Source organism: Micromonospora sp. WMMD964, assembly GCF_029581455.1.
In the GTDB taxonomy this organism is placed as follows: Bacteria; Actinomycetota; Actinomycetes; order Mycobacteriales; family Micromonosporaceae; genus Micromonospora.
Genome location: NZ_CP120860.1, coordinates 5,123,729 through 5,147,590, shown reverse-complemented (window position 1 = coordinate 5,147,590; position 23,862 = coordinate 5,123,729). Strand labels below are relative to the sequence as shown.

The 23,862-nt window shown below is 70.0% G+C and carries 22 protein-coding genes; 9 read left to right on the top strand and 13 right to left on the bottom strand.

From position 1 onward, the window contains the following. Nucleotides 1-323: 323 nt before the first annotated feature. On the top strand, nucleotides 324-3,668 hold the full coding sequence (locus O7616_RS23550) for a S8 family serine peptidase (protein ID WP_282303978.1): 3,345 nt from the start codon (nucleotides 324-326) through the stop codon (nucleotides 3,666-3,668). Between the two features lie 44 nt (nucleotides 3,669-3,712). Here the strand turns inward: O7616_RS23550 and O7616_RS23545 are convergent, their stop codons facing one another. From O7616_RS23545 to O7616_RS23530, 4 genes are all read right to left on the bottom strand, one after another. Next, the gene (locus tag O7616_RS23545; protein WP_282303977.1) at nucleotides 3,713-4,207 is read right to left on the bottom strand and encodes a DUF2231 domain-containing protein; all 495 of its coding nucleotides are present in this window, start codon (nucleotides 4,205-4,207) and stop codon (nucleotides 3,713-3,715) included. 160 nt (nucleotides 4,208-4,367) lie between these two features. Then, a complete protein-coding gene (locus O7616_RS23540; RefSeq protein WP_282303976.1) occupies nucleotides 4,368-5,117 on the bottom strand; it encodes a hypothetical protein in 750 nt (249 codons plus the stop codon). A 44-nt stretch (nucleotides 5,118-5,161) separates the two neighbouring features. Beyond that, nucleotides 5,162-6,190: an SEC-C metal-binding domain-containing protein gene (locus O7616_RS23535; RefSeq protein ID WP_282303975.1), complete on the bottom strand. Its 1,029-nt coding sequence runs from the start codon at nucleotides 6,188-6,190 to the stop codon at nucleotides 5,162-5,164. A 97-nt stretch (nucleotides 6,191-6,287) separates the two neighbouring features. Then, nucleotides 6,288-7,118, bottom strand: coding sequence for an NAD(P)H-binding protein (locus O7616_RS23530; RefSeq protein WP_282303974.1), 831 nt, complete (start codon nucleotides 7,116-7,118; stop codon nucleotides 6,288-6,290). Nucleotides 7,119-7,220: 102 nt separating this feature from the next. Between O7616_RS23530 and O7616_RS23525 the strand changes: the two genes are divergently transcribed. Continuing rightward, nucleotides 7,221-8,147, top strand: coding sequence for an AraC family transcriptional regulator (locus O7616_RS23525; protein WP_282303973.1), 927 nt, complete (start codon nucleotides 7,221-7,223; stop codon nucleotides 8,145-8,147). A 214-nt stretch (nucleotides 8,148-8,361) separates the two neighbouring features. Here O7616_RS23525 and O7616_RS23520 read toward each other — a convergent pair whose 3' ends face one another. Genes O7616_RS23520 through O7616_RS23500 form a run of 5 tightly spaced genes read right to left on the bottom strand, consistent with a single transcriptional unit; the run spans nucleotide 8,362 to nucleotide 13,556 of the window. Continuing rightward, the gene (locus O7616_RS23520) at nucleotides 8,362-8,970 is read right to left on the bottom strand and encodes an XRE family transcriptional regulator (RefSeq protein ID WP_282303972.1); all 609 of its coding nucleotides are present in this window, start codon (nucleotides 8,968-8,970) and stop codon (nucleotides 8,362-8,364) included. Nucleotides 8,971-9,027: 57 nt separating this feature from the next. Continuing rightward, nucleotides 9,028-10,293: a hypothetical protein gene (locus O7616_RS23515; RefSeq protein WP_282303971.1), complete on the bottom strand. Its 1,266-nt coding sequence runs from the start codon at nucleotides 10,291-10,293 to the stop codon at nucleotides 9,028-9,030. Between the two features lie 46 nt (nucleotides 10,294-10,339). Next, on the bottom strand, nucleotides 10,340-11,176 hold the full coding sequence (locus O7616_RS23510) for an aldo/keto reductase (protein ID WP_282303970.1): 837 nt from the start codon (nucleotides 11,174-11,176) through the stop codon (nucleotides 10,340-10,342). A gap of 60 nt (nucleotides 11,177-11,236) precedes the next feature. Continuing rightward, the gene (locus O7616_RS23505; protein ID WP_282303969.1) at nucleotides 11,237-13,039 is read right to left on the bottom strand and encodes a glycoside hydrolase family 15 protein; all 1,803 of its coding nucleotides are present in this window, start codon (nucleotides 13,037-13,039) and stop codon (nucleotides 11,237-11,239) included. Between the two features lie 40 nt (nucleotides 13,040-13,079). Continuing rightward, a complete protein-coding gene (locus O7616_RS23500; protein ID WP_282303968.1) occupies nucleotides 13,080-13,556 on the bottom strand; it encodes a hypothetical protein in 477 nt (158 codons plus the stop codon). A gap of 416 nt (nucleotides 13,557-13,972) precedes the next feature. On the opposite strand from O7616_RS23500, the gene O7616_RS23495 reads away from it, so the two are divergent. Genes O7616_RS23495 through O7616_RS23480 form a run of 4 tightly spaced genes read left to right on the top strand, consistent with a single transcriptional unit; the run spans nucleotide 13,973 to nucleotide 16,470 of the window. Continuing rightward, nucleotides 13,973-14,359: a YbaB/EbfC family nucleoid-associated protein gene (locus tag O7616_RS23495; RefSeq protein ID WP_282303967.1), complete on the top strand. Its 387-nt coding sequence runs from the start codon at nucleotides 13,973-13,975 to the stop codon at nucleotides 14,357-14,359. Next, on the top strand, nucleotides 14,349-14,681 hold the full coding sequence (locus tag O7616_RS23490) for a hypothetical protein (RefSeq protein WP_282303966.1): 333 nt from the start codon (nucleotides 14,349-14,351) through the stop codon (nucleotides 14,679-14,681). Before O7616_RS23495 ends, O7616_RS23490 begins: the two co-directional genes overlap by 11 nt. Then, nucleotides 14,678-16,060 (top strand): WXG100 family type VII secretion target, encoded by a 1,383-nt coding sequence (locus O7616_RS23485; protein WP_282303965.1) that lies wholly within the window; start codon nucleotides 14,678-14,680, stop codon nucleotides 16,058-16,060. The genes O7616_RS23490 and O7616_RS23485 overlap by 4 nt, the downstream gene beginning before the upstream one ends. Then, the gene (locus O7616_RS23480) at nucleotides 16,060-16,470 is read left to right on the top strand and encodes a hypothetical protein (RefSeq protein WP_282303964.1); all 411 of its coding nucleotides are present in this window, start codon (nucleotides 16,060-16,062) and stop codon (nucleotides 16,468-16,470) included. Before O7616_RS23485 ends, O7616_RS23480 begins: the two co-directional genes overlap by 1 nt. A gap of 100 nt (nucleotides 16,471-16,570) precedes the next feature. Here the strand turns inward: O7616_RS23480 and O7616_RS23475 are convergent, their stop codons facing one another. The 3 genes from O7616_RS23475 to O7616_RS23465 all read right to left on the bottom strand — a co-directional run bounded on the left by O7616_RS23475 (nucleotide 16,571) and on the right by O7616_RS23465 (nucleotide 20,960). After that, nucleotides 16,571-19,669 (bottom strand): N-6 DNA methylase, encoded by a 3,099-nt coding sequence (locus O7616_RS23475; protein WP_282303963.1) that lies wholly within the window; start codon nucleotides 19,667-19,669, stop codon nucleotides 16,571-16,573. A gap of 207 nt (nucleotides 19,670-19,876) precedes the next feature. Next, a complete protein-coding gene (locus tag O7616_RS23470; protein WP_282303962.1) occupies nucleotides 19,877-20,080 on the bottom strand; it encodes a DUF397 domain-containing protein in 204 nt (67 codons plus the stop codon). Continuing rightward, on the bottom strand, nucleotides 20,073-20,960 hold the full coding sequence (locus tag O7616_RS23465; protein WP_282303961.1) for a helix-turn-helix transcriptional regulator: 888 nt from the start codon (nucleotides 20,958-20,960) through the stop codon (nucleotides 20,073-20,075). Before O7616_RS23465 ends, O7616_RS23470 begins: the two co-directional genes overlap by 8 nt. A 232-nt stretch (nucleotides 20,961-21,192) precedes the next feature. On the opposite strand from O7616_RS23465, the gene O7616_RS23460 reads away from it, so the two are divergent. The 3 genes from O7616_RS23460 (at nucleotide 21,193) to O7616_RS23450 (ending at nucleotide 23,135) form a co-directional block, all read left to right on the top strand. Continuing rightward, a complete protein-coding gene (locus O7616_RS23460) occupies nucleotides 21,193-21,495 on the top strand; it encodes a DivIVA domain-containing protein (protein WP_282303960.1) in 303 nt (100 codons plus the stop codon). Beyond that, nucleotides 21,492-21,743, top strand: a complete 252-nt coding sequence (locus O7616_RS23455; RefSeq protein WP_282303959.1) for a hypothetical protein — start codon at nucleotides 21,492-21,494, stop codon at nucleotides 21,741-21,743. Before O7616_RS23460 ends, O7616_RS23455 begins: the two co-directional genes overlap by 4 nt. A gap of 156 nt (nucleotides 21,744-21,899) precedes the next feature. Then, on the top strand, nucleotides 21,900-23,135 hold the full coding sequence (locus O7616_RS23450; protein ID WP_282303958.1) for a low temperature requirement protein A: 1,236 nt from the start codon (nucleotides 21,900-21,902) through the stop codon (nucleotides 23,133-23,135). Between the two features lie 64 nt (nucleotides 23,136-23,199). On the opposite strand, the gene O7616_RS23445 is transcribed toward O7616_RS23450, so the two are convergent. After that, nucleotides 23,200-23,808 (bottom strand): TetR/AcrR family transcriptional regulator, encoded by a 609-nt coding sequence (locus O7616_RS23445; RefSeq protein WP_282303957.1) that lies wholly within the window; start codon nucleotides 23,806-23,808, stop codon nucleotides 23,200-23,202. Nucleotides 23,809-23,862: the final 54 nt, after the last annotated feature.

The window sequence follows — 23,862 nt, the reverse complement described above, 5'->3', positions numbered from 1 at the left end:
GACCGATCTCGAAGATCCATTCGTCGACATGCTAGGACCGTGCCGACGTTCCGTCGATCCCCTCCGGTGTCCGCCGTGGCCGGTCAGGGGGGTCGGCGGCGTCACCGCGATGATCAGGTGGGCGCGTTCGTCGCCGGCATTGCGGTAGAGGTGCGCCAGGCGCGAGTCGAAGGTGACCGACTCGACCTGTTCGCCTTCTGCTCCCTTTGTTACGGCGGTGAAAACCCCTCGTCACGGGTCTCAAAAGATCGCCTACCCGTGCTTATGATCTTGAAGGAAGTCGCCCGATGAGGCACTTTCGTCCACATCAGACGAGGAGCACCATGCTCAGGAGAACGCGGTGGCTGATGGCGGTTGCCGTCACGGCCACGACGCTGACCGCCCTACCGGGCGGCTCGGCCACAGCCGGCGGCATCGACCGGCCCGGCGCACCCGCCGCCTCGACCGACGGCAGGACGCACACCGTCACCCTGCTGACCGGCGACGTGGTGACCGTCCGCAGCACCGGCTCGGGGTGCCCGCAGGCCACGATCCGGCCGGTCGACCAGAACGCGGTGATCAGCCAGAGCTGCGGCCCGGACGGTCACCTGCACGTCGTCCCCGCCCGGGTCGCGTCCCAGGTCGGCTCGGTCCTCGACCCCGACCTGTTCGACGTCACCACGCTGATCGCCGACGGGTACGACGACGACAACTCCGCCGAGTTGCCGCTCATCGTTCAGCCCGCCACGGCGTCCGCCCGGGTCGCCGCGCTCGGCGACGTGCTGCCGCTGCCCAGCATCGGCGCGGTCGCCGGCCGCGTACCCAAGAAGAACCCGGCCACCGCGAAGCTGGCGACCACGTCGCTGCTCGCCGGCGCGAAGAAGGTCTGGCTCGACCGCAAGGTCCGCGCGACCGCGCTGACCGGCGGCGGACAGCACGCCGACCTGGACCGCAACCTGGGCCAGATCGCCGCGCCGGACGCCTGGAAGGCCGGCTACACCGGCAAGGGGACCACCGTCGCGGTGCTCGACACCGGCGCCGACTTCACCCACCCGGACCTGGTCGGGCGGATCGCCGACCGGGCCGACTTCACCGTCGAGGGCGGCGACGCCGTCGACCACAACGGCCACGGTACGCACGTCGCGTCGACGATCGCCGGGACCGGCGCCGCCGCACACGGCCGGCGTCGTGGTGTCGCGCCCGACGCCAAGCTGCTGATCGGCAAGGTCCTCGACGACCACGGCTACGGCGACGACTCCGGGATCATCGCGGCCATGGAATGGGCTGCCCCCCGAGCCGACGTCATCAACATGAGCCTCGGTGGCAGCGACGCCGACGACGGCAACGACCCGCTCTCGCTCGCCGTCGACGGCCTGAGCAAGTCCACCGGCGCACTCTTCGTCATCGCCGCCGGCAACAACGGCGCGCAGATCTCCTCGCCCGGATCGGCCGCCACCGCGCTCACCGTCGGCGCCGTCGACCGTGACGACAAGCTCGCCGACTTCTCCAGCCGCGGACCGCTGATCAACAACCACGCGGCCAAGCCGGAGCTGGTCGCGCCCGGCGTCGACATCGTCGCCGCACGCGCCGCCGGCACGAACCTGCAGGACCCGATCGACGAGCACTACGAGGCGATCAGCGGCACCTCGATGGCCAGCCCGCACGCGGCGGGCGCCGCCGCGCTGCTCGCCCAGCGCCACCCGGACTGGACCGGCGCGCAGCTCAAGGCCGCACTCGTCGGCGCGGCCGACCCGCTGACCGGCGTCGACGCGTACGCCGTCGGAGCCGGGCGGCTCAACGCGGCCCGGGCCCTCGGCGGCCCGACCAGCGACCAGCCGGTGGTCAACCTCGGCACGTTCGCGTACCCGCAGTCCGGGACCAGCGAGACGAAGCTGAGCTGGACCGGCGGGTCCACCCCGGCCACGGCGGTCCTCGACCTCGACGTGTCGATCGTCAACCACGACGGCCAGAGCGTGCCGCGCGGCGCGGCGTCGTTGTCGACGAGCCGGGTGACCCTCAAGCGGGGGGCCACCGGGGCGGCGACCCTGCGGATCAACCGCAAGGCGCTGGCCAGCCGGCCGGGCCTCTACCTGGCCACCGTCACCGCCCGCACCGGCCGCACCGTGGTCGCCTCCACGCCGGTGAGCTTCTACGTCGAGCCGCCCAGCTACGACCTGACGATCCACACGAAGCCGATGCCCGGCCTGCGGGAGGGCGCGGACGCCTGGATCAACCTCATGGTCGCCAACCTCACCGACCCCCTGCTGTTCTACGGCGGGGGCGGCGGCACGCCCGGGGACACCTTCACCCTGCGGGTGCCGGCCGGCCGGTACTCGGTGCTCGGCGCGTCCGTCGCCTACTACGTCGACAGCGACGTGCAGGAGAGCACCCTCACCGCGGCGGGTGACCTGGACGTGCACGCCGACCGGAGCGTCACCCTCGACCCGGCGCAGGCCCGGCCGGTCACGGCGACCGTCGACGGGGCGGCTACCACGACCACCCGGACCGACCTCACCACCTTCCAGACCGCGGTGAACGGCCTGCCGTGGTGGCACCAGATCAGCGGGTTCGGGGTGGCGACGGCGATCCGCAGCGTGGCGGTCCCGAAGCCCACCATCGGATCGCGGCGCACCTGGGCGGCCGTCAACATGGACTCGCCGGCCGGCACCGCGAAGCCGTACCGCTACAACATCGTGCACGAGTACGCCGACGGCGTGCCGGCCGACCCGTCGTTCCGGGTGACCAGGGCGGAGCAGGCCAGGCTGGCCCGCATCGACGAGCGGTTCCACCAGACCGACTCGCCGGAGATGTACACCACGTTCGTCCGCTTCGGCGAGACTCCCGACGGGGTGCCGGTGACCCAGACCTTCGAGGGCGTCATGCCGCCGAGCCGGACGTCGTACCTCTCACCGGAGATCGTCTGGGCCGACCAGGGTGTCTACGGCGGACTGGGGGCCATGGAGGCGCCGCGCCAGTACCGGCCGGGCAGCCGGCAGTCCAAGGTCTGGGCACGGCAGCCGCTGCACTCCGACTGGTACGACGACCCGGCCGGTGACGGCTGGAGCTGCGCCACCCCGCCGTCGCGGACCCGGGGCAACCTGCACCTGGACATGGTGACGCTCACCGACCAGCACCAGCGGGCCGACTGCCTGCAGGGCGAGGCGATCGGCGTGAAGCGCAAGCTGTCGCTGTACCGCAACGGCAAGCTGGTCGACGAGCGGTCAGGCCCGGTCGGCGATTTCACCGTTCCGCAGTCGATGGCCGAATACCGGGCGACGCTCGACGTCGACACCAGCCTCATCCTGCCGATCTCCACCAGGGTCAACACCTCGTGGACGTTCCGGTCGGCCGGTCCAGACGGGACCGGGAGCGTGCCGGTGCCGCTGCTCGCCGTCGACTACGCCCTGCCGATGGACCACGACAACCACCCGGTCGACGGAACGGCCGAGCTGGCCGTCCGGCAGGCGCACGGTGTGAAGACGCAGAAGGTGACCTCGTTCCAGGTCTGGACCTCGACCGACGACGGCGGCACCTGGAAGACCGCCCGGGTCACCGAAAGCGGCGACACCTACCGCGTCGCGCTGCCGAAGGCCACCGCCGGGCAGGCCGTATCGCTGCGGGTGAAGGCCACCGCCAACGGCGGTAGCGGGATCGACCAGACCATCATCCGGGCGTACCGCGCCGGCTGACGGTCGGGTGTCGGCCCGGCTCCGGCCGGGCCGACACCACACCGTCACTGGCCCTCCCAGACCGCCTTCGCGCCGGAGTCGCCGGTGCGGATCACGTAGTACACGGCGATGCCGGCGGCGATCACCGACAGCACCTGCAACGCGAGGGTCAGCGGTCGAGAGGGCCGCCCGTCGGCGCTCGCCTCGGCGGCCCTCGGCGCGACGAACCAGACCAGCGCCAGCGCCACGATCCCCAACAGGATCGCGGCCCAGAGCGTGATGTCACCGAACTCCTGGTGCGCCTCCAACTTCGGCAGGAACTCGGGGGTCACCCGGTTGCCGGCGCGCATGCGCTCGAAGAAGGCGTCGCCGGAGAGCTTCGCCAGCAGGGCCGCGATCGGCGCGCCCACCGCGAGCAGCCCCAGCACCCAACGGGTGTGCGGCCGGATCAGCGGCACGAGCGCGTAGCCGATCGTCAGGAGCGTCAGCAGCGGCACGAACACGACAGCGGCGTGCAGCACCAGCGGGTGGGCGGGGAGGCCCATGAACTCCTCGAACATCGGCGTCTCCTCACATCGGTCGGACGTCGATCGTCCGGGAATGGACGCTATCGGTACCAGCCGGGCGTGTCACGCCCCAAGATTGCCACCGGCGCCCGTCCCGGTCGGCCCGGCCGCTGCGCCGGGCACCACGGTCCTGAGTCGTCGATGGTGGCAGCGCTCAGTGCGGGTTCCTGCCGAACGTGCTGCTCAGAGCGATCCGCGCAGCACACGGCAGCTCGCCCGGCGCCAACTGTGTGTGCGACGGCCGCCAGAGCTCGGCGCCCTTCGCGGTGACCCGGGCCAGGATGCAGTCGTACTGCGCGGCCCGCAGGGCCACCCCGACCCTGCCGCCCTGCGCGGTCACCTCCTGGGTGATGGCGGGGTCCAGTTTCAGGTCGTCGATCGCCGCGCGGACGGCGGTCTCGTCCGGGCTGACGCCCCGCAGTGCGCTCGTGAGCTGTTCGTCGAGGCCGTCGAGCGTCGGGTCCTGGGTGACCTGGAGAGGATCACCGGGCGGGCACTCGATGTCGTCGTCGCGGCTGTCGTCCTCCGGGCCGAGCTGAAGGCGGAAACAGATCGGCTCGTCCCGCTCGCCGATCACCGAGCCGTCCGCGCCGATCTCCACCCCGTGCCCCATCACCCGCAACACCAACGTCACGCCGGTCCCCCAGTGTGTCTCCCCGGTGACCGAGAGGACCGCGACGTCGGGGTCCTGGCTGGCCGAGTGCACGTACTTCTCGGCCTGGTAGAGGTGGTCGTACTCGAACCGGAAGAGAACCCGGTCGACCTTCTCCGCGGCGTCGGCCACGGCCGTGTCGTGGACCGGGTCGTCCGGGCCGTCGACGTAGTGCCACAGCGCGCCACCCACCAGCGCCACGGCCAGCAGCAGGCCCGCGCCGACAACCACTCGCCGTCTTCCCATCGCCACGGACCGGATTATGTCGCAGCCGGGACGCCGCCGATGCCCCTCGACTACCGCGACCGGGGCAGGCAGTCCTTCTTGTACTTCAGGCCGGAGCCGCACCAGCAGGCGTCGTTGCGCTCCGGCGGCCACGGGATGCGCGCGCTGGGCCGCGCCGAGACCTCGGCCGCGTACCCCGCCCGGACGCCCGCGTCGGTCGGGTCGCCGTCACGTCGACCGGCGAACGCGTTCAGCCCGGCCACCGTCGCGCCGAACACGCCCAGCCCGGCCTGACCGGCGCTCCTGAGTCGGACCAGCTCCTTCTCCAACCGGCCCCGGTGCGCGTCCCAGTCCGGGCCGTAGACCTCGGCGAGGGCGGGATGCTCGGAGATCAACGTGTCGAACTCGGCCCGAGGCCAGAAGAGCAGGTCGGACTCGGCGTCCCTGCGCTCGCCGGCCCGGCGCACGAGCTGGGTCTCCAGCCGGTCCGCCAGGTCGTCCTGCCGGTCGTGCGGCAGGTTCAGATTCCGTCGTACCCGATGCCGTTGTTGCAGCAGGAAGAAGGCCACCCCGGGCGCGTCCGGCGGACCGAGGTCGACAGCGGCGTCGGTGGCCGCGCCGGTGCCGCTCGCGCGGTCGCCGAGCAGGGAGTCGACCGCCTCGCTCAGCCAGGTCTCGGCGGTCGACGAACGGCCACCGGCGTCCAGCGCCGCGCTGACGTAGGCGGGGGCGTCGGGCTGCGTGAGCAGCAACGGGCGCAGGGCGGTCAACTCCGCCATCGCCTCGTCGTCCTGACCACCGGCCCGGAACAGCGCCCGCGCCCGCAGCGCCCGGGCGAACCCGGCCCGCGGGTCGTCCCCCGACGGGTACGCCGCCACGGCCTGCTCCGCGTAGCGCAGGGCCGCCTCGGGCCGCGCCCGGATCTCGGCGATCTCAGCGGCCAGGGTCAGGGCGTCCCCGGCGTCCTCCGGATCCTCCAGCCGGCCCTGCTCCGCCGCCTCGGCGAGGTCGGCGGCGACGCCGAGCGGGTTGGCCGTCCCGAGCGCCGAGCGGCGCAGTTCAGCGAGGTCAGCCTTGGTGAGTACGTCTCTCGTCGGCACGATCTCACGGTACGTCGGGGTGCGCGCGGTAGGCGGGCAGATCACCTGTTACGCCGCTCTCACCCCGCCGGAGCCGTGAACACGTGTGCCGGGCGGACTACGACCAGGCTCCGGCCGCCGCAGCCCGGGCGGCGTAGCTGTCGAAGTCGAGCGGCTCCCGGCCGAGCACCCGACGAACGCCGTCGGCCGGTTCGGCGAGATGGCCCGCGCGCATCCCGTCGAACAGGAGGTTGAGCGCCGAGGCCGTCTCCGCCGGATAACCCTCGGCGAGCAGTTCGGCGTGGTACTGCTCCGGGGTCAACTCCACGTAGCGGATCGAACGACCGGTCACCCTGGCGATCGTCGCCACCGCCGTGGCGAAGGTGAGCGCCCGAGGGCCCGACACGTCGTACACCTGTTCGTGATGGTCGGGGCTGGTCAGGAGCGTCGCGGCCACCTCGGCGATGTCCTGGGCGTCGACGAAGGGCTCCGGGGTGACGCCGATCGGCAGGGCCAGTCGGCCGTCGAGCAGCGGTTGGCGCCACAGGTCCTCGCTGAAGTTCTGGCTGAAGTTGTTCGCCCGGATGATCGACCACTGGACACCGGATGTCCGCACGGCCGTCTCCGCGGCGACCATGCCGGGGGAGAAGTCACCAACCTGGTCGATCCCGCGTCCGGACAGCGCCACGATCCGGCGCACACCCGAGTCGGCCGCCCGCGTCACGAAGTCGGCGGCCAGTGTCGGCTCCTCCGGGGCCAGCAGATAGACCGCCGAGGCGCCGGCCAGAGCCGGCTCCCAGGTGTCCCGCCGCGACCAGTCGAAGCGCACCTCGCCCGAGCGGGAGGCCGCCCGGGCGTGGTGGCCCGCCGCCCGGAGCGTCGGTACCAACCGGCGGCCCGTCTTACCGGTTCCGGCCATCACGAGAATCGACTCGGCGTTCGTCGTCATGCCACGAGTCAACTCGACCGGTCACGGTCGGCCCATGTGCTGTCGTACGCCGGGCATGTGTGATCGTCCGAGCGCCGTCATCCGGGATCTATCGTCGGTGTCATGGACCCGTTCGACAGTCTGCTGCGGAGCGTGCACGCGGACGGCGCGGCCTTCGGCCGTTCCGTCCTGACACCCCCCTCGGCGCTGCGGTTCACCGACGGTGCCCCGCTGACGCTCTGTGTCCCGCTGCGCGGCGAGGGTTGGCTCTCCCATCCGGAGAGCGACAAGCCCCACCTGGTACGGGTCGGGGAGGTCGCCGCCGCGCGTGGCCCGGCACCGTTCACGTTCTCCGCCGAGCCGCGATCGAGCTTCCAGCCGGGGGAACTCCGGGACGTCCGGCGCGGCCGGACCGGGGCGATCGACTCGACGGGCGCGGACCAGACCGAACGTCTCGTGCTGCTCGTCGGGGTGTACCACGTTCGAGGCCGGGTGCCCCAACGGCTGCTGGGTGCGCTGCCACCGGTGCTCGTCGTGCCGGACGAGCACGACTGCGCCCCACTGCGCGACTACCTGGACGCACAGCTCGACGCCGGCAGGCCCGGCCGCCAGATCGTGCTGGACCGCCTGTTGGACTGGTTGTTGGTGTGCACCGTGCGGGACTGGTTCGACCAACCGGACGCCGAGCCTCCCGGCTGGTACCGCGCGCTGAGCGACGACACCGTCGGCCCGGTGCTGCGCGCCATGCACGACGCCCCGGGTCGACCGTGGACCCTCGCCAGCCTGGCCGCGCAGGCCGGAGTCTCCCGGTCCACCATGGCGAAACGGTTCACCGACCTCGTCGGCGAGCCGCCGCTGACCTACCTCACCGACTGGCGGATGACCCTGGCCGCCGACGTGCTGGCCGAATCGACGGCGACGGTCGCCGCTGTCGCACACCAACTGGGGTACGCGGACGCCTTCGGCTTCAGCGCGGCCTTCAAACGGGTCCACGGGGTGAGCCCGAGCGGACACCGCCGGCTCACCCGGAGCGGCGACCAGGCGGCGTGATCGGGCCGATGGCCGCATCGCGGGGCCCGGAGCCGGTTGTCGAGTGGTCGCAAAACCAACCAACTACGGTCATCTGCCGTCAACCCGCCGTCGATAGCGTCCGGTCGCCAGTTTCTCGACCAGATCGCACGAAGGCGGAGTCATGGGCACGGTGGATCGGCGTACGTTCCTCAAGGCGATGGGGGTCCCCGCGATCGGCGCGGCGCGGTCGCCGTCATGACAGCGGGCGGGTGGGGCGTACCCGGTTCGGTGTGGTGCGTACATGTGCGCGTTCGCCCTGCCTGCCGACGAGGCTGAGGAATTCGACGGGCCCGGAGCTGGTGGCGCCGAACCAGTGGGGCGTGCGGGTATCGAACTCGGCGGCTTCCCCGGGTTGCAGGGTGAGCTCGTCGTCACCGAGGACCAGACGCAGGGTGCCGTTGAGGACGTAGACCCAGTCGAAGCCCTCATGGGTGCGCAGGTCGGGAACGCGATGGTCGTCGCCGGTGGGCAGGACGAACTTGTAGGCCTGGATGCCGCCGGGCCGACGCGTCAGCGGCAGGATGGTGGAGCCGTCGCCGACGGCGATGGGGCGCAGGTTGATACGGGGATCGCCGGTCAGTGGGGCGTCGACGAGTTCGTCGATGGTGACGTTGTGGGCGCGGGCGAGCGGGAGCAGTTGTTCGAGCGTGGGGCGTCGTAGGCCGGCTTCGAGTCGGGAGAGCGTGCTGGCGGAGATGCCGGTCTCCTCGGCCAGGTCGGTGAGCGTGATGTTGCGGCGCTGCCGTAGCTGCCTCAGCCGCGGGCCGACAGCGTCGAGGGTGCGGTCAAAGTCTTCGTCCACACCGTGATTTTGCCATTCGGCAAGAAGTTTTGCGCAATGTCGTCGAGCGGGCCACGATCACCCTTGGCGCGAGTCGTCGTCCCCCCGTTCCTCCTCAAGGGCCAGGTAGGCGCGCATCTCATCGCGGGCCCCCGGAAGGCCGTAGCCGCCGACCAGTTCGGTGACGTTGCCGAACTGCTGACCGCCGATCAGCCAGGGCGCGGTCGACCGGCCCAGGGCCTCGGCGAGCCGACGTTGTCGGGGCGTGAGGGCGTCGACAGGTGTTCCCGCCGTCATCGGGCCGTCCGGAAACGCCAGCGGCAGCGCCACCCCCAACGCCGTCAACGACCACTCGGCGCTGACGGTCGGCAACCGTTCGAGCAGCGCGTCGAACGCGCGGTCGGCGTGCTGCGGACCGAGCTGCCGCAGGGCGAGCGCCGCGTAGCCGCCCAGATCGCCGCCGAGGAACGGCACCCACTCGCCCTCCACCGGCTCGGCCGGGGCCTCGCCGGAAGCCGCCGACGCCCAGCCCAACAACTCGGCGACGGTCGCCGGGTCGGCCGCCGCGCCGAGCACCCGAGCCCGACCGACGGCGGCGGCCCAGCGGACCAGCGGGCGTGCATCGGTCAACCACCGGACGTCCGGCGCGGCACCGAGCAGCCCCGTGGACACCAGCATGGTGGCCACCTCGCCGGGCGTCGCCGCGACGCCGGTGGCGGCGTCGACCGCGCTGGCCAGCGCGGACACGCTGTCGTCGGCCTCCTCCGGAAACCAGGCCAGGAGGTACGCCGCGAACAGGCGCACATCGGGATCGGCGTGACCCAGTAGGGCGCGGATCGCGGGAACCCCGGCGCGCACCGCGTCGTAGGTCGCCAGCGCGACGTACGCCCACAGTCGGCCCTGATCCGCCTCGGACAGCGACTCGACGTAGAGGTACTCGACGTACTCCTTCCGGGTCTCGTCGGTGCCGGTCCACGGCGGCGGCTTCGCCGCGAGCAGCTCCCGACCACCCTCGGCGGCCCGGCGGTACTCGGCCACCGGGAAACCCTCCGGTAGGACACCCTCGTCGTACCCGACGGCCAGGGCGCTCAACAGCCCGAGCACCGCCGCCTGATCCGGGGTGACCGGATCGCCGAGCATCTGCAGCAGGAACGGCACCGCGTACGCGCTCGCCTCGAACCGGTTGCCCTGGTGGAAGATGTTGGTGTAGAGGTCGCCCAGCGCCTCGTCCCGGGTGGCCGAATCGGGGGAGAGCAGGGCACGCAGTTGGCCGGGCACGTCGTCGGCCGCCCCGTAGGCGTGGCCCAGCCGCGCCCAGTCGATGTCGTCGAGTCCGTCGAGCACGCCCCATGCTCTCCCGACCCCCTGACCATTCTGTGCGGTGGGTCGGTCAGAACTCCTCGTACACCGCAGGATCTTGATCGGAGAGCCGACCGTCCGGGCGGCCCAGCGCGGTGATGGCCTCGACCTGCGCGTCGGTGAGCGTGATGCCGAAGACGTCGAGGTTCTCGGCCTGCCGCTGCGGCGACGCGGCCTTGGGCAGCGGGATCACCTGGCGGGCCACATGCCAGGCGAGGATGGTCTGCGCCGGGCTGACGCCGAGGGTGTTCGCGATCTCCACGATCACGGGGTGCCGCAACAGGTCGTTGCCGTGGCCGAGCGGGCTCCAACCCTGCACCAGGATCCCCTGCTCCCGGTGGTAGTCGAGCGCCTCCTGCTGCGGGAAGTACGGGTGCACCTCGATCTGGTTGACCACCGGGGCGACACCGGTCTCGGCCACCAACCGCTCGATGTGCTCCGGCAGGAAGTTGGAGAGCCCGATGTGCCGCACCAGACCGCGCTCGCGCGCCTCGATCAGCGCCCGCCACGCCTGCACATACCTGTCGACTTTGGGGTTCGGCCAGTGGATCAGGTACAGGTCGACCCGGTCGAGGCCGGTGCGGAACACACTCTCCTCGATGGTGGTCAGCGCCGCGTCGTAGTCGTGGTGCCGCCCCGGCAGCTTCGACGTGACGATCAACTCGTCCCGCACGTCGCCCGCCGAACGGGCGGCCCGACCGACCGCGCCCTCGTTCTCGTAGTTCACCGCCGAGTCGAGCAGCCGGTAACCGGCCCGGATCGCGTGCCCGATCGCGTCGACGCCCGCCGAACCGTTCAGCTGGTACGTGCCGAGCCCGACCGCCGGCAGGGTGGTGCCGTCGGCAGCCGTCAGATGGGGAATCGTCATGATCGGAACCCTACCCGCGCGATCCGTCCCACAGGCTGCGTCTCCCGCCTGGACGGTGCCTCAGGCGGACCCGGGGTCGCCGGTGGGGGAGTCCCGGATGGCGAGTGCGGCCTGGACGAGCGCGGCGTGGGTCAGCGTCTGCGGGTAGTTACCGAGGTGGGCGCCCGTCGCGGGATCCATCTCCTCGGCGTAGAGGCCGAGTGGGCCGGCGTGGTCGACCATGGCCCGGAACAGCTCGACGGCCTCGCCGCGACGGCCGGTGCGGGCGAGCGCCTGAACGAGCCAGAACGAGCAGGGCAGGAACGCGCCCTCGGTGCCGGGAAGACCGTCCCGTCCGGGCGGGTAGCGGTAGAGCAGTGGACCGCCGGCGGACAGCCGGTCCCGGATGGCGTCGACGGTGCCCCGTACCCCGGGCGACTCGGCCGGGTCCATCCCCAGCAGCGGCAGGACGAGCACCGCCGCGTCGAGATCCGGGGAGCCGTAGCTGCGGACGTAGCTGCCCGCCGTCGGGTCGAAGCCGCGCGCCCGGACCTCGGCGGCGATGGCGTCCCGGGCCTCCTGCCAACGTCGACGTTGACGCCCCGGTAGGGGGTGCGTGTCCGCGATGGCCAGGGCACGGTCCAGGGCGAGCCAGCCCATGAGCTTGGAGTGGACGTGTTGGGCGGGCTCCCGTACCTCCCAGATGCCGGCGTCGGGCTCCCGCCAGCAACCGGCGACCACGTCGGCGAAGCCGCGCACCGCCCGCCACGTCTCGGCGTAGAGGCGGTGTCCGGCCTGGGCGAACGCCCAGGCGGCGTCGATCACCCAGCCGTACCCGTCGAGCTGGTGTTGACCGGCGGCGTCGTTGCCCATCCGGACCGGACGGCTGTCGAGGTAGCCGGGCCAACCGGGCAGTTCCCGTTCCGCCGGCACGTGCCGGCCGTGCACCGTGAGCAGCGCCGGCAGGCGTGGCCGTTGCAGCCGGCTGGCGTGCAACAGCCACGCGAGGAAACCCTGGGCCTCGTCTGACCTGCCGACGCTGAGGAAGGCGCTGACGCCGATGCTGGCGTCACGGGGCCAGACATAGCGGTAGTCCCAGTTACGTCCCCCACCCGGATCCTCGGGTAGGGACGTGGTCGGCGCGGCCACCGGCGCTCCCGAGGGCGAGTAGGTCAGCAGCCGCAGGGTGAGCAGACTTCGGACGACGTGTTCCCGGAACGGCAACCGCTCGTCGATCTCCGCGACCCAGGCCCGCCACCGGGCCTCGTCCTCACCGAGCAGGTCCCAGGCGGCCGTCGGCTCGACGTGGATCACCGGTTCGCGGTGAGCCACGGCCAGTACGAGAGTGACCGGCTGACCCGGCCGGACCGTGATCGAGGTGGGCCGACCCGGTTCGAATCTGAACGTGGGCGTGCTGTTCAGCGCGACCGCGAGCGCCCCCCACTCACACACGAGGCCGTGGCGACGCTGCTGCGCTCGGGGCCGACGGTGCCCGGCGCCGAGCCGAGGATCGAACTCCACCACCGCGCCGACGGCCGCCTGCTCCGCCGACAGCCGTCGGACGACAAGTGTCGTGGGCAGCAGGCGACCGCTGACCTCGGCCACCATCGCCTCGGTGAGGCGCAGCCGACCGCCGCCCACCACCCAGGTGGTCTCCAGGGTGGCGGTGTGCTGCCGGTATCGCCGTTCGACGACAGTGGCCGACCCGGCCGGGCCGATCCGGAACGTTCCCGCGTCCGGACCCCCGACCAGCCGGCCGAACAGGGGATCACCGTCGAAGCGCGGTACGCACAGCCAGTCCATCCCGCCGTCACTCGCCACCAGAGCGGCGGTACGCGTGTCGCCCAGCAGACCGTAGTCGTCGATCGGTGGCCCACCGGTCATGGCGATCGCCCCTTGCGGAGCCGGGCCGGCGGCCAGCGGGTCACCTGGCCTGCAGGAGCAGCCCGAGACAGACTCCGTAGACGAGGTGGACGACAGTCGTGACCAGCGGAGTCTCGACGCCGTAGTTGAGGGCGAACAGACCGGGCGGCTCCAACACCGCCGTGCTCGCCGGCCCCGCCCGCTGTGACGCCATGCGCGGGTGCACACCGGGAAGCAGCGGCAGGATCACGGTCAGCGCGATGCCGACGTGCACGATCCCGAGCAGCCCTCCGATCCACCAGTCCGCGCGGTGCAACAGCGCGAACGTGGCCGCGTAACCCAGGGCGAAACCCTGACCGGCGCAGAGGTGGAGGAAGAACCCGACGACCCGCGCCCGGTCGGGATCCGGGGTGAGGAAAGCCCCGAGAACCAGAGGAAGGTCGAGCCGGGTGAGACCGGCCAGCTGAGCGGAGATCATCGCCGCGGTGAGCGCCGCGGTGGCGACCAACCCGAACAACGCCCACCCGGCCCAGTCCATCTCAGCAGTCGTCGACGTCGCGGGCGTTCTCCGTCATCGGTCCACCCTCCGGCTGAACAGCGTGAATCCCACGGCCCGGACCGGACACCCGCCCACCGGGCGTCCGGTTTCTCACCATAAGCCACCCGGCCTGTCGGGCTGACCTGCTCACCCAGACGTACCTTGACGAGTGGGCGTCGGATCAGACGCGCCCTGTCGCCACCTCCGATAGGAGGTCCACCCACGTCGTGGTCGTCACGGCGCCCAGAGTCGTCGTTCGACGACTCTGTTCGATCTCTTTCCGCTGCCGTACGTGATGGCTTGGGGACATCGCCCATCGAGATCGTGGGGCACAGTGGAGGGCTGAGCGGGGTGCCGAGGTGCGTAGCGGGGGAGGTTGCGGAGTGCTTGGTCAAGATCCGGATGAGGCCCAGGAGATGCTGAATTCCTGGACAGCCGAGTTGTCGACACGCGCTCAGGCTGCCGCCGACCTGTCGGAGCGGGTTGCGGCCCTGGCGGCGTCGGCAGTCAGCGCGGACGGTGCGGTCCGCGTGACGGTCGCCGCCTCAGGGGCACTGACGGACCTACGGTTGGACGACCGCGTTCAGCGGATGCGAGGCTCCGAACTGGCCAGCATCATCATGGCCACGGTCGCCCGTGCGCAGGCCGGCTTGACCGATCAGGTGATCGTCGCGGTACACGACACCGTGGGCATCGACTCGGAAACCGGGCGGGCGGTCGCCGACACGTTCGCCAAGCGCTTCCCCAAGCCCTCTGACGAGCAGCCCGACCGGTGGGAACGAGGCACCAGCGGTGGCTGGTGACGCGGACATGCAGATGTCGGTGGCTGCGGTAATGCGGCACTCCGCGACGGTCGACGACGCCGCCGACAAGATGGAGACCGCTCGCGGCGCGGCGGCGTACGTGCAAATGGGCGCGGAGGCGTACGGGCAGATCTGCGGGTTCCTGCCTCGGTTGATCGACCCCGTGGCGGACAGAGCGGTGACCGCTCTGGGAGACTCCGCTTCGGCACTGCGTGAGGCGGCAGCCAACCTGCGAGCGGCTGCGGCCTCGACTGAGACGACCGACGCCGCGAGTGCGCGGCTACTGAATCAGAGTGGCGGCCGGTTGGGTCTGCCGCTGTGACGGACATGGCGGCCAACCCGCTGGTGGCGGCGCGCCAGGACTCGACCCGGTGGTACACCGGACTCGGGCTGTTGGAGGACGTCGCGGACACGGTGTCGGGCATCGAGTCGGGCAGCTGGATCGACTCGACGATCGGTGGTGTCGCCACGTCGATGGACGCTCTGGCCACCGTGCTCGACCCGCTTGGATCGCTGGTCAGTTGGGGCGTCGGATGGTTGCTCGAACACGTCAAGCCGCTGTCGGACGCGCTGGACTGGCTGGCCGGCGACCCGGACCAGATCAACGCGTACGCGTCCACGTGGCGGAATGTCGCCAAGCAGAGCACCGACGCGGTAGGTGACCTGCAAGCGGCGGTCTCCACGCAACTCGCCGAGTGGGATGGAGCCTCGGCGCGGGCCTACCGCGAACACATGTCGGGTCAGGTGCGGGCGATGGAGGGCATCGCTCGGGCTGCCGGCGGCATCGCTTCGCTGGTGGAGGGTGCCGGGTTGCTGGTGGCATTGGTCCGCGAGCTGGTTCGGGACCTCATCGCGGACTTCGTCTCGGTACTGGCGGTCAGGCTGCCACTCTGGCTGGCCGAGGCCGGCGCGACGCTGGGCATCGCGACTCCGTTGGTGATCTCCCAGGTGAGCAGCCTGGTGGCCAAGTGGGCGGCGCGAATCGGCAAACTGATCAGCGCGCTGATCAGCAGCCTGCGTCGGCTCACTCCGCTGCTCCGACGCTTGAGCGGCCTGATCGACGAGCTTGATGGCCTGCTGCGCCGGGCTGCCCGCACAGACCCGGTCAACCCGGCGCATGGCGCGACACCCAGGGGACGCACAAGGGATTGGGGAGAGCCGGATCTCGACTCGATGGGGCGTCGGTCGGACTGGGAGGATCCCTCCGCGCATCCACAGGCACCACCACCGCCGGACGCGAACCTCCCGGCCGGGGATCCGGTCTACCACCGGCCGAACAGCACGGCCATCGGCTACGACAGCGCCACGATGCGCAACTTCGACGCCGTGGCACCGATCCCCGGGCATCACGACGTGGTCGTGCACGGCGAACGTAGTGGCCTGTTCCGGCCCGGCCTCGTGGCGGCTGACGGTGCCGACCACCCCGCGAACTTCACCCACCCACAGCAGATCGCCGACGCCATCCGTGCCAACCCGCACTACGACGGCGGCCCGGTGCGGCTGGTGTCCTGTCACACCGGCACCGTTGCCCCCGAGGCCGGTGTACCACCGGCCGCGCAACAGGTTGCCGACGCCCTCGGGGTGCCAGTGATGGCGCCGACCGACGCTGTCGGTGTCGACCGGTATGGTCCCGTGGGGCAGACCCCGATGATCCGGGGCGACGGAGAGTGGAAGACCTTCTATCCGAACGGTGGGCGTTGATGGACGGCGGTCAGTTGAGGTCGGCGGGAATGTTCCGCGAATTCGGGCCGGTCCGCTCCGCCGAGCCGCAGGAGAGCATCTTCGACAGCGTCACCGCCAAGGAACTGCCGGACGTGGCCCAGGTGGTCGCCTATCTGAACTCGGGACACATCCTGATCGACGTGATGGACGTCGCCGACGACGCCTTCGACCCGAACCGGCAGGTGATGAACGGCTCGACCGTCATGACCGACGGCGACTGGCTTTGGCGGAAGGACCTCGCCTACTACGTACAGCGTCACCGCGTTGCGTTGCCGGAGGACTTCCTCGCGCTCATTCGCGAGCGTGACTACGTCGTCCCTTCGCGGGGCGTGCCGGAGCTGACGGCCTGTTCGCGGCAGGCACGCGACCTCATGTTCTGGAACAGCTGAAAGCTCTTCAGTAACGGCGCACGGCGTCGGCTTGAGGGGTGGCTCACCCTTACGTGACCTGTGCACGTTCAACGGGGTGTTCACGGTAACCACCCTGTCGTCATTCCAGCATCGCTCTGATGACTGCCTCGATCTCTGAAGTCGCGGGGTGCTGAGCCAGTAGGACGCGGATCCGGCGGCGCATAGCCACGAAGTTCATGTCTTCGGCCAAGCTGAGTCCGGCGATGTTCTGGCACTGCTCACGCCCAAGATCGGCGAGTCGTTGATGCGTCGGATCGGCGTCGTCATAGCTGGGAATGGGCAGCTTCCACAGGTTTTTGTCGATGTCCCGCTCGTCCTTTCCATAGGACATCATCGGTCGCACAAGCTCGGTGAGCACGGCGCTATTCAAGATCGCAGAGAGGAAGTGGCCCTCCTCCCAGCTCGCAATCGGGGCCCAGTAGAGCTTGTGATCGATGATCGCGGTTGGGTCGCCGACGACAGCGGCGGCGACGTGCATTCCCGCCTTGCCGTGCACCAAGCGCAGGGGAGCGGCGGGAAACTGCGTGGTCAACTTCTTCCGGAAGTCGAGTTGCTCGGTGAGAGTGAGGCGCGCGCTGCTGCGATGCGCCTCCCAGGTGGCCTCAGCCTGCCGCCACCAATCGGCGAGGCCGAAGTAGTAGTCGAGTCGGGATTCCGGCCCGGTCATCAGCGTGGAGCCGTCGATCGGGAGCACCGCCTGCTTCGCCGGCAGAATGCGGTACGGCAGCAGGCTTTCGCCGAGCAGCACCGGGCGGATGAATTCGCTCTCCACGACGCCTTCGAGCGCGGGCAAGTCCTTCCACGGCGTCTTCTCCAGGTTGCTCCGTGCCGAGCGCACCGCGTGGCGGCCGGCACCGAGGCCGAGCCGCCCTCCGGTGTCTGTCTCAACGAAGAAGAGCACCCTCGGCACGATCGTGGCGCCCTGCGTGAACCGTGATTTGTACGGCGATTCGGCGAGGGCTGAATCCGTGGCGACTAGATTGGCTGGCTCGCGGGTGACGAGGGACTCGACCTCATGCCGGGATCGGACGCTCGCCGGTAGTCGTCCGGTCCAACGCTCGGTCACCGAGGGGAGGCGCCGGTAGGTACTCAGGGTGGCCCGCTTGCCGAAGACGACGCCAGCGCCGCGCGGAAAGGGGTGCGGGCGCAGTCGCCGGAGGTCCCAGGAACCGGTGAAGGCGACGCCGGCCGGCTCGGCGGCATCTTCGTACCAGCCGCTGCGGAAGCCCGTGAAGTATTCGCGATCGAGCACCGAGTTGGGCATGACGAAAGCGAACGCGCCGCCGTCGCGAAGGTACTGCTGGACCGCCCGCGCCACGAACAGAGCTGAGAGGTCCTGGCTGGTAGCGAACTCTCGCCCGTGCCATAGTCCGCGGTCCCGGGACAGGTCTCTGAACTGTGCCTGCATGTCCCGAGGCATGTGGCGGTAGGCGAGCCACGGCGGATTACCGACCAGGACATCCATCCGGTTGTCTTTCAATGCGAGCCAGACGGGTCGGGCCAGGTTGCGTAGGTAGTAGCTCCAGATATGGTCGCGGCCCTCGTCGTGCAGGCGGCACATCGCCTCGAAGGTGCCGCGGATCATGGGTTGGTCGTCCGGCTCGATCTTCATGTGATGGAAGAACGCCGCCAGCGATGGTGGGCTGTCGGGATCTCGTGGTTTGGCCGCGATGCTGGCCAGGCCCGCGACAATTTGGTCGAAACGGCTCGGCTCCTTGAGCAGGTCCTTCGGGAAACGTAGCCATTCCTCGACCTCGTTTGCGTTGTAGCCTGCGCTGATCCGTACGTGCTCCTCGCTGAAAAGGTCGCGCCGTTCCCGCCACTGGATGCTGTCGCCGAGGTAGACCGGGATGGTGATGGCGTCACGCTGATCGGTCAGCCGCTCGTGACCGATAGCGAGCAGGTAGGTCACCCGTGCAAGCGCCACGGCGACCGGGTGCAGGTCAACACCGACCACATGCTTGGTGAGCTGCGTCAATGCGGTGTCGAGCGGGATTGCAGCTGCATCGGCTGCGGCAAGATAGCGGCGTACGGCGTGGAAGAGAAAGGTGCCGGAGCCGCAGGCGGGGTCGAGTACCCGTTGCCGCAAGGGCTCGGTGACGACGGTGTCGACGAGATGTTCGGCGAGCCAGTCTGGCGTGTAATACTCGCCCATCCGTTTGCGAGTCTCGGTGCCAATCATCGACTCGTAGAGCACCTTCAGGATGTCGTGATCGGCGCGCAGCCAGTCGAACCGGGCCAGCCGGCGGGTGAGCCCCTGGATGAACTCGCGGCCGCCGGGCACCTCCGTAGTCCAGCCGAAGAAGTCATGCTCGACCACCCCGAGGATGCGAGCCTGGTCGAACCGTTGGCCGGTGATGAGGTCCTGCGGCTGCAACTCCAGGGCATCGATCCCGACGACCAGGTGCGCGATGATGTGCGCACTGTTCATCAGCAGGGTGTGTTCCACAAAGAGATCCGGCTCGTCGACGAACTGTGTGCCGAGCGCACTGTCGAGAAGCTCTGCCCACAGCTTCCGCTTCAGCTGTACGGTCGGCAGATCCGCGTGCTCGTCGTAAAGCGCGGCGAGTGCGGCACGATCCAACTTGTGGGAGGTGCTTGCCGCGCCGAGGCGACGTGCCACCTCGGCAGGCTCCGGCCGGACCCGCTGACTCGTCGCCAGCACACCCTCAAGCCAATAGAAGAGGGCCAGCCCATCAGGACGGGTAGCAGCCAGCGTGTGGCTGTCGATGGGGGCCAGCGAGTCGCCGACCAACTGGTACGCACGCCAGGTGGTCCCGTCGGTGAGGATGCCGACGTACCGTTGGCCGCTCTCCTGGCTCCGTGACCGGACATAGCCGCCGAGCTGCCGTTCGGCCTCCCGCAGTGCACGTCCGGTCTGGAGCCGACGCTTGACCTCGATGACGGTGTAGCCGACTTCGATGTCGATACGCCCATTGCCTGCCGGCGCTTCGAGATTGATGTCGAGGTGCGAGTCGGCGAGGCCGAAGTCGCCAGCCAGCAGGAGTTGTCGTATGTCGGCCTGCAGAGTCGCTTCGCTACGTGTGACTGGACGATTGGCGATTCGCGCCAACAACGGCTGCAATGAAGCGGGGAAGCCGTCAGTCGCATGCGCCTGCGCTTGAGGTGACGTCTGGCGGCTACGGCTTGCATGTGGCGTACCGTCCGAGCGGGCCATGCATCAGTGTGGATCTGGATTCAAGCGGATCGTGAGTCGCTGTCGGATTATGGACAGCTACTGATGGTGTCGTCGTCAGTCAGCTTCCGGCGTGTGGTTCGTCGCCGCTCGTCGGTCGAGACAAGGGTTCGTAGTCGGCGCTACCGCGCGAGCCGTGACTGTTCACCGAGGAGGCCAGTGCGTCTCGGGTGGACGGTGAAATCAGGTTTAGCTGACGCGCTCTTCGCGTCCGGCGGTCGCGATGAAGTCTGCCCACGCCTGGGCGGTGAAGGTGAGAACCGGTCCCGTGGCATCCTTCGAGTCGCGTACGGCGATGATGCCGGCAAGATTGTCGGCGACCTCGACGCACGCGCCGCCGTTGTCGCCGCTGCGGGTGCTCTTGCGCCAGACGGCGCCGGTCAGGTCAGTCATGCCGCGTCTCCCCAGCGATCCGCTTGATCATGTCAGTCGATTCTGCCTCGCCGAGGGTCAACGTATCCAGCCCTCGCCAGACGCGCTCGTAGGCGGCCAACTCGTCGGGCTTGTCGAGGTAGAGCGCCCCGGTCAACGATTCGCTGTAGACCACGGACGGCTCCGGAGCCGTCCTGCCGCCCTTGGTGGCCGGGAAGTCGAGAATCATGAAGGTGCCGGCGACAGCGCCGGGCTGTGGCCCCGCAGCCAGCGGCAGCACCCGGACGGACACATTCGGTAGCTCCGACAGCTTGAGCAGGTGTTCGAGCTGTGCGGCCATGACGCTCGGCCCGTCCACTGTGCGTCGAAGCACCGCTTCCGACAACACTGCCTCCAGTCGTGGTGCGGGAGGAAGCCGCCTTTTGAGGAGCGCCTGCCGTTGAAGCCTCACCTGGACGGCACGCTCCCGTTCCTCGTCGCTGAGCATCCTGCCGAGCCGGTAGAGGGCGTCGGCGTAGCCCTTGGTCTGCAGGATGCCGGGGATCAGAGACTCGTCGAAGCCTCTGAGTCGAGAAGCAGCGGATTCCAGGCCGACGTACAGCTCGAACCAGTTCGGGACCGCATCGCCGTACGCGTGCCACCAGCCCTTCGACTTCGTCTCCACGGCCAGCCCGCGCATCGCCTCGGTCATCTCCGACGACACCCCGTACAACTCGCACATGGCCTTGACGTCGAGCACCCGGACAGAGCCCTGGCCGCATTCGAGGCGCCAGATCTTCTGCCGGCTGTATTCGAGGGCTTCGGCGGCGGCGTCGAGCGTCACGCCGGCCTCGTTGCGGAACTGCCGTAGTAGCCGGCCGAGCTGCCGACGCGGCACTGTCGATCCGATGTCGTCGGGCATCCGCACACTCCCTGGTTCCGTGACGCAACACTGCGTGACCCGCTCCTGCAACTCGTACGGGTTTCAGCAAAGAAAGTCAATGCACAACAGCGAAATTGCGGTTTAGAACGTTGCGTTTCCGCTCCGGACTGTCGCAGGCTGATCACAGCACGGCGGCCGTCCGGTCCCCCCGAACGGCCGCCGTGTTTCCCCGAACGCCCCTCGCCCCTCCGCGTCAGGAAGGCAGGCAGACATGAACGCCAGAAACCAGCGACCAGAGACGGCGAGCGGTGGTGCGACCTACCGCTCTGCCGCGTACACCAGTCTGCTGCCCTGGCAGGTGCGCGAGCGTCGCTTCACGCCGACCGGGCTCGGACGCCGAGGTTTGAACCCCGACGACGTGTACGCCTTCCTCGACCGGGTCGCCGTCGACATGGCCGCCGTCTATGCGGCCCTCGCCGAGAGCCGCCGCGAGACGGCCCGGATCAAGGACGGGCTGCGCCGCTGGCAGACCGAGCAGGCTCGCGCCCGCAACGAGCGGGGCCAGGCCCGATGAGCCAGCGGTACGTCATCCACCTGCCCGTCGTCGCCACCGACCTGCCCGCCGCACAGCGCCTGGCCCGGGTCATCGGCCGGTGGATGCTGGTGCTGCCGATGGTGGACCCGGGGGAGACCACGGTTTCTGAAGAGGACCAGCAGTTCCTTCGCCATCGGGTCTTCTGCGACCTGCGGCTGCCCGGCGGCCGTCGCTGCCTCCTACGCGACGGCCACGACGGCGACTGCTCCCGCCGCCTGCGCCGATGACGTGATTGACGCTGGCACCTTGAGATGGGCTGCGGGTCGCCTCCGTGCGGAGTCGGCCCCGATGTCATCGCGGCGGGAGCGCAAAGCCCTGCGGTGCCGACGCAACCCCTCGCAGGTCGATTCGTTGGTGCGACGAGGGGCGGACTGAGGAGGACGATGACGGCGGGACCTGGTGCCAGGCTGCTGCGCCCGCCGACGAGTTCGGGCCGAGCCACGTTCCTGGAGTTGTTCTTCGACCTGGCCTTCGTGGTGGCCCTCACCCAGGTCTCGCGACGGTTCGCCGAGCAGGGCGACGAAACCGGCTGGGCGTTGGTGAGCGGGTTCGGTCGTACCCTGCTGCTCTTCTTGGCGCTCTGGCTGGTCTGGTCGCACACCGCGTGGATCACCAGCCGCTACGAGCCGGAGCGGTCGATCATCCAGGCCGTCGTGGTCGGGACCATGTTCGCCGGCCTGGTGATGGCGGTGACGCTGCCACGCGCGATGGAGGAGCGGGCACTGCCGTTCGCGGTCGCGTACCTGTCGGTCATGGTGGTACGGCCGTTGGTGATCGCCGTCGCGTTGCGTGGCCATCCGCGACGGCTGGTGCCCTTCCGGCTCGCCATCTGGGCTACGGCGAGCACGCCGATGTGGCTGGCCGGGGCCCTGGGCCCGGACCGACTTCTCCCGGCGTGGTGGGCTGTCGCTCTCGGCGTCGACTACCTCGCCTGGATTCTGGGCTGGCCCCTGCCGAAGCTCGGGGCCTCGGCGGTGGGCCGCTGGCGGATCGCCGGGGTGCATCTCGCCGACCGCTACCAGCAGATGATTCTCATCGCCCTCGGTGAGTCGATCCTGCTCATCGGCATCGTCTTCGGCGGCGCTGACTACTCCGCCGAGCGGGCGGCGGCCTTCGCCGTCGCGTTCGTCACCAGCGCCCTGCTCTGGCGGATCTACTTCTACCGTGCCGGTCTGCTGCTGCCCGATGCGCTGAGTCGCGCGGGTATGCCCGGCCGGTTGGGCACGGCGTCGGAGCGTACGCATCTGCTGATCGTGCTCAGCGTGCTCGTCACGGCTGTGGGTTACGAGCTGGTGATCGACCATCCGTACGGGTCGCCGCGGCCGAGTTGGCTGCTGTTCGTGGTGGGTGGTCCGGCGCTCTTCCTCGTCGCCCGGATGCGGCTGGAGTACGAGATCTTCGGTCGGGCCTCCCGAGCCCTGGTGATCGGTCTGGCGGCTCTGCTGCTGCTCACGCCGGCGCTGTTCCGCTGGCGGTCGATGGTCTCGCTGACCGTGGTGGCCGGTGTGTTGGCCCTGGTCGCGCTGCTCGACGCGCTGCGCAGTCGGGGCCGTGCGCTGGAGGTGCCCGCCCCACCGGTCGGGCGGGAGCCGGCCGACCGGGACGACTCCGAGGCGTGACCAGGCGGGTAGGCCGGCACGTCGCGCTGCCGGGCCAGCCGAGGCGGATCGCGGGCGCCCTTCGCTAGCGGTCGGTTTCGGCCGACTGGCGCTCGGTGTTGATCCGAAGGAGCCCTTCCACCCCGCGGAGGAAGGTTTCGGACACCAGAGCGGGGTTGAACAGGCATCCGGCGGCCATGGCGCCGTCGCGGAGCATGACGAAGTGCCGCGCGGCGGGGTCGGCGGTCTCCTCGTGGACCTGCGCCATCAGCATGGTGAGCGTGTCCAGGAACCACTGCCGGTGGGCGATGATCTCCTGGTGCACGGGATGACCGGTGTCGGGATATTCGGCTGCGGCGTTCAGGAAGGCGCATCCGCGGAACGCGGGGGACTGGACGTTCTGGGCGATGGCGCCGGCGATGCCGAGGAGTGAGTCGACCGGCCCGGGGTTGGCGGCGATCGCCGCGTCGACCAGTCCACGCTCCAGGACGTGGATCTCCCGCAGGTAGGCCAGGATGAGGTCGTCCTTGCTCGGGAAGTGCCGGTAGAAGGTGGCCCGGGTCACCTGCGCCTCGGCGATGATCCGGTCGACGCCGACGGAGTGGATCCCTTCGGCATAGAAGAGCCGCATCGCCGTGGTGAGGAGCCGGAGTCGCGCGGCGGAGGGCCGGGCGTCGGGTTCGGTGCGCGCCATACCCACCATTCTAGCGGATAGAACGGTCGGTCGAGGCGCGCCACGACTGCTGGA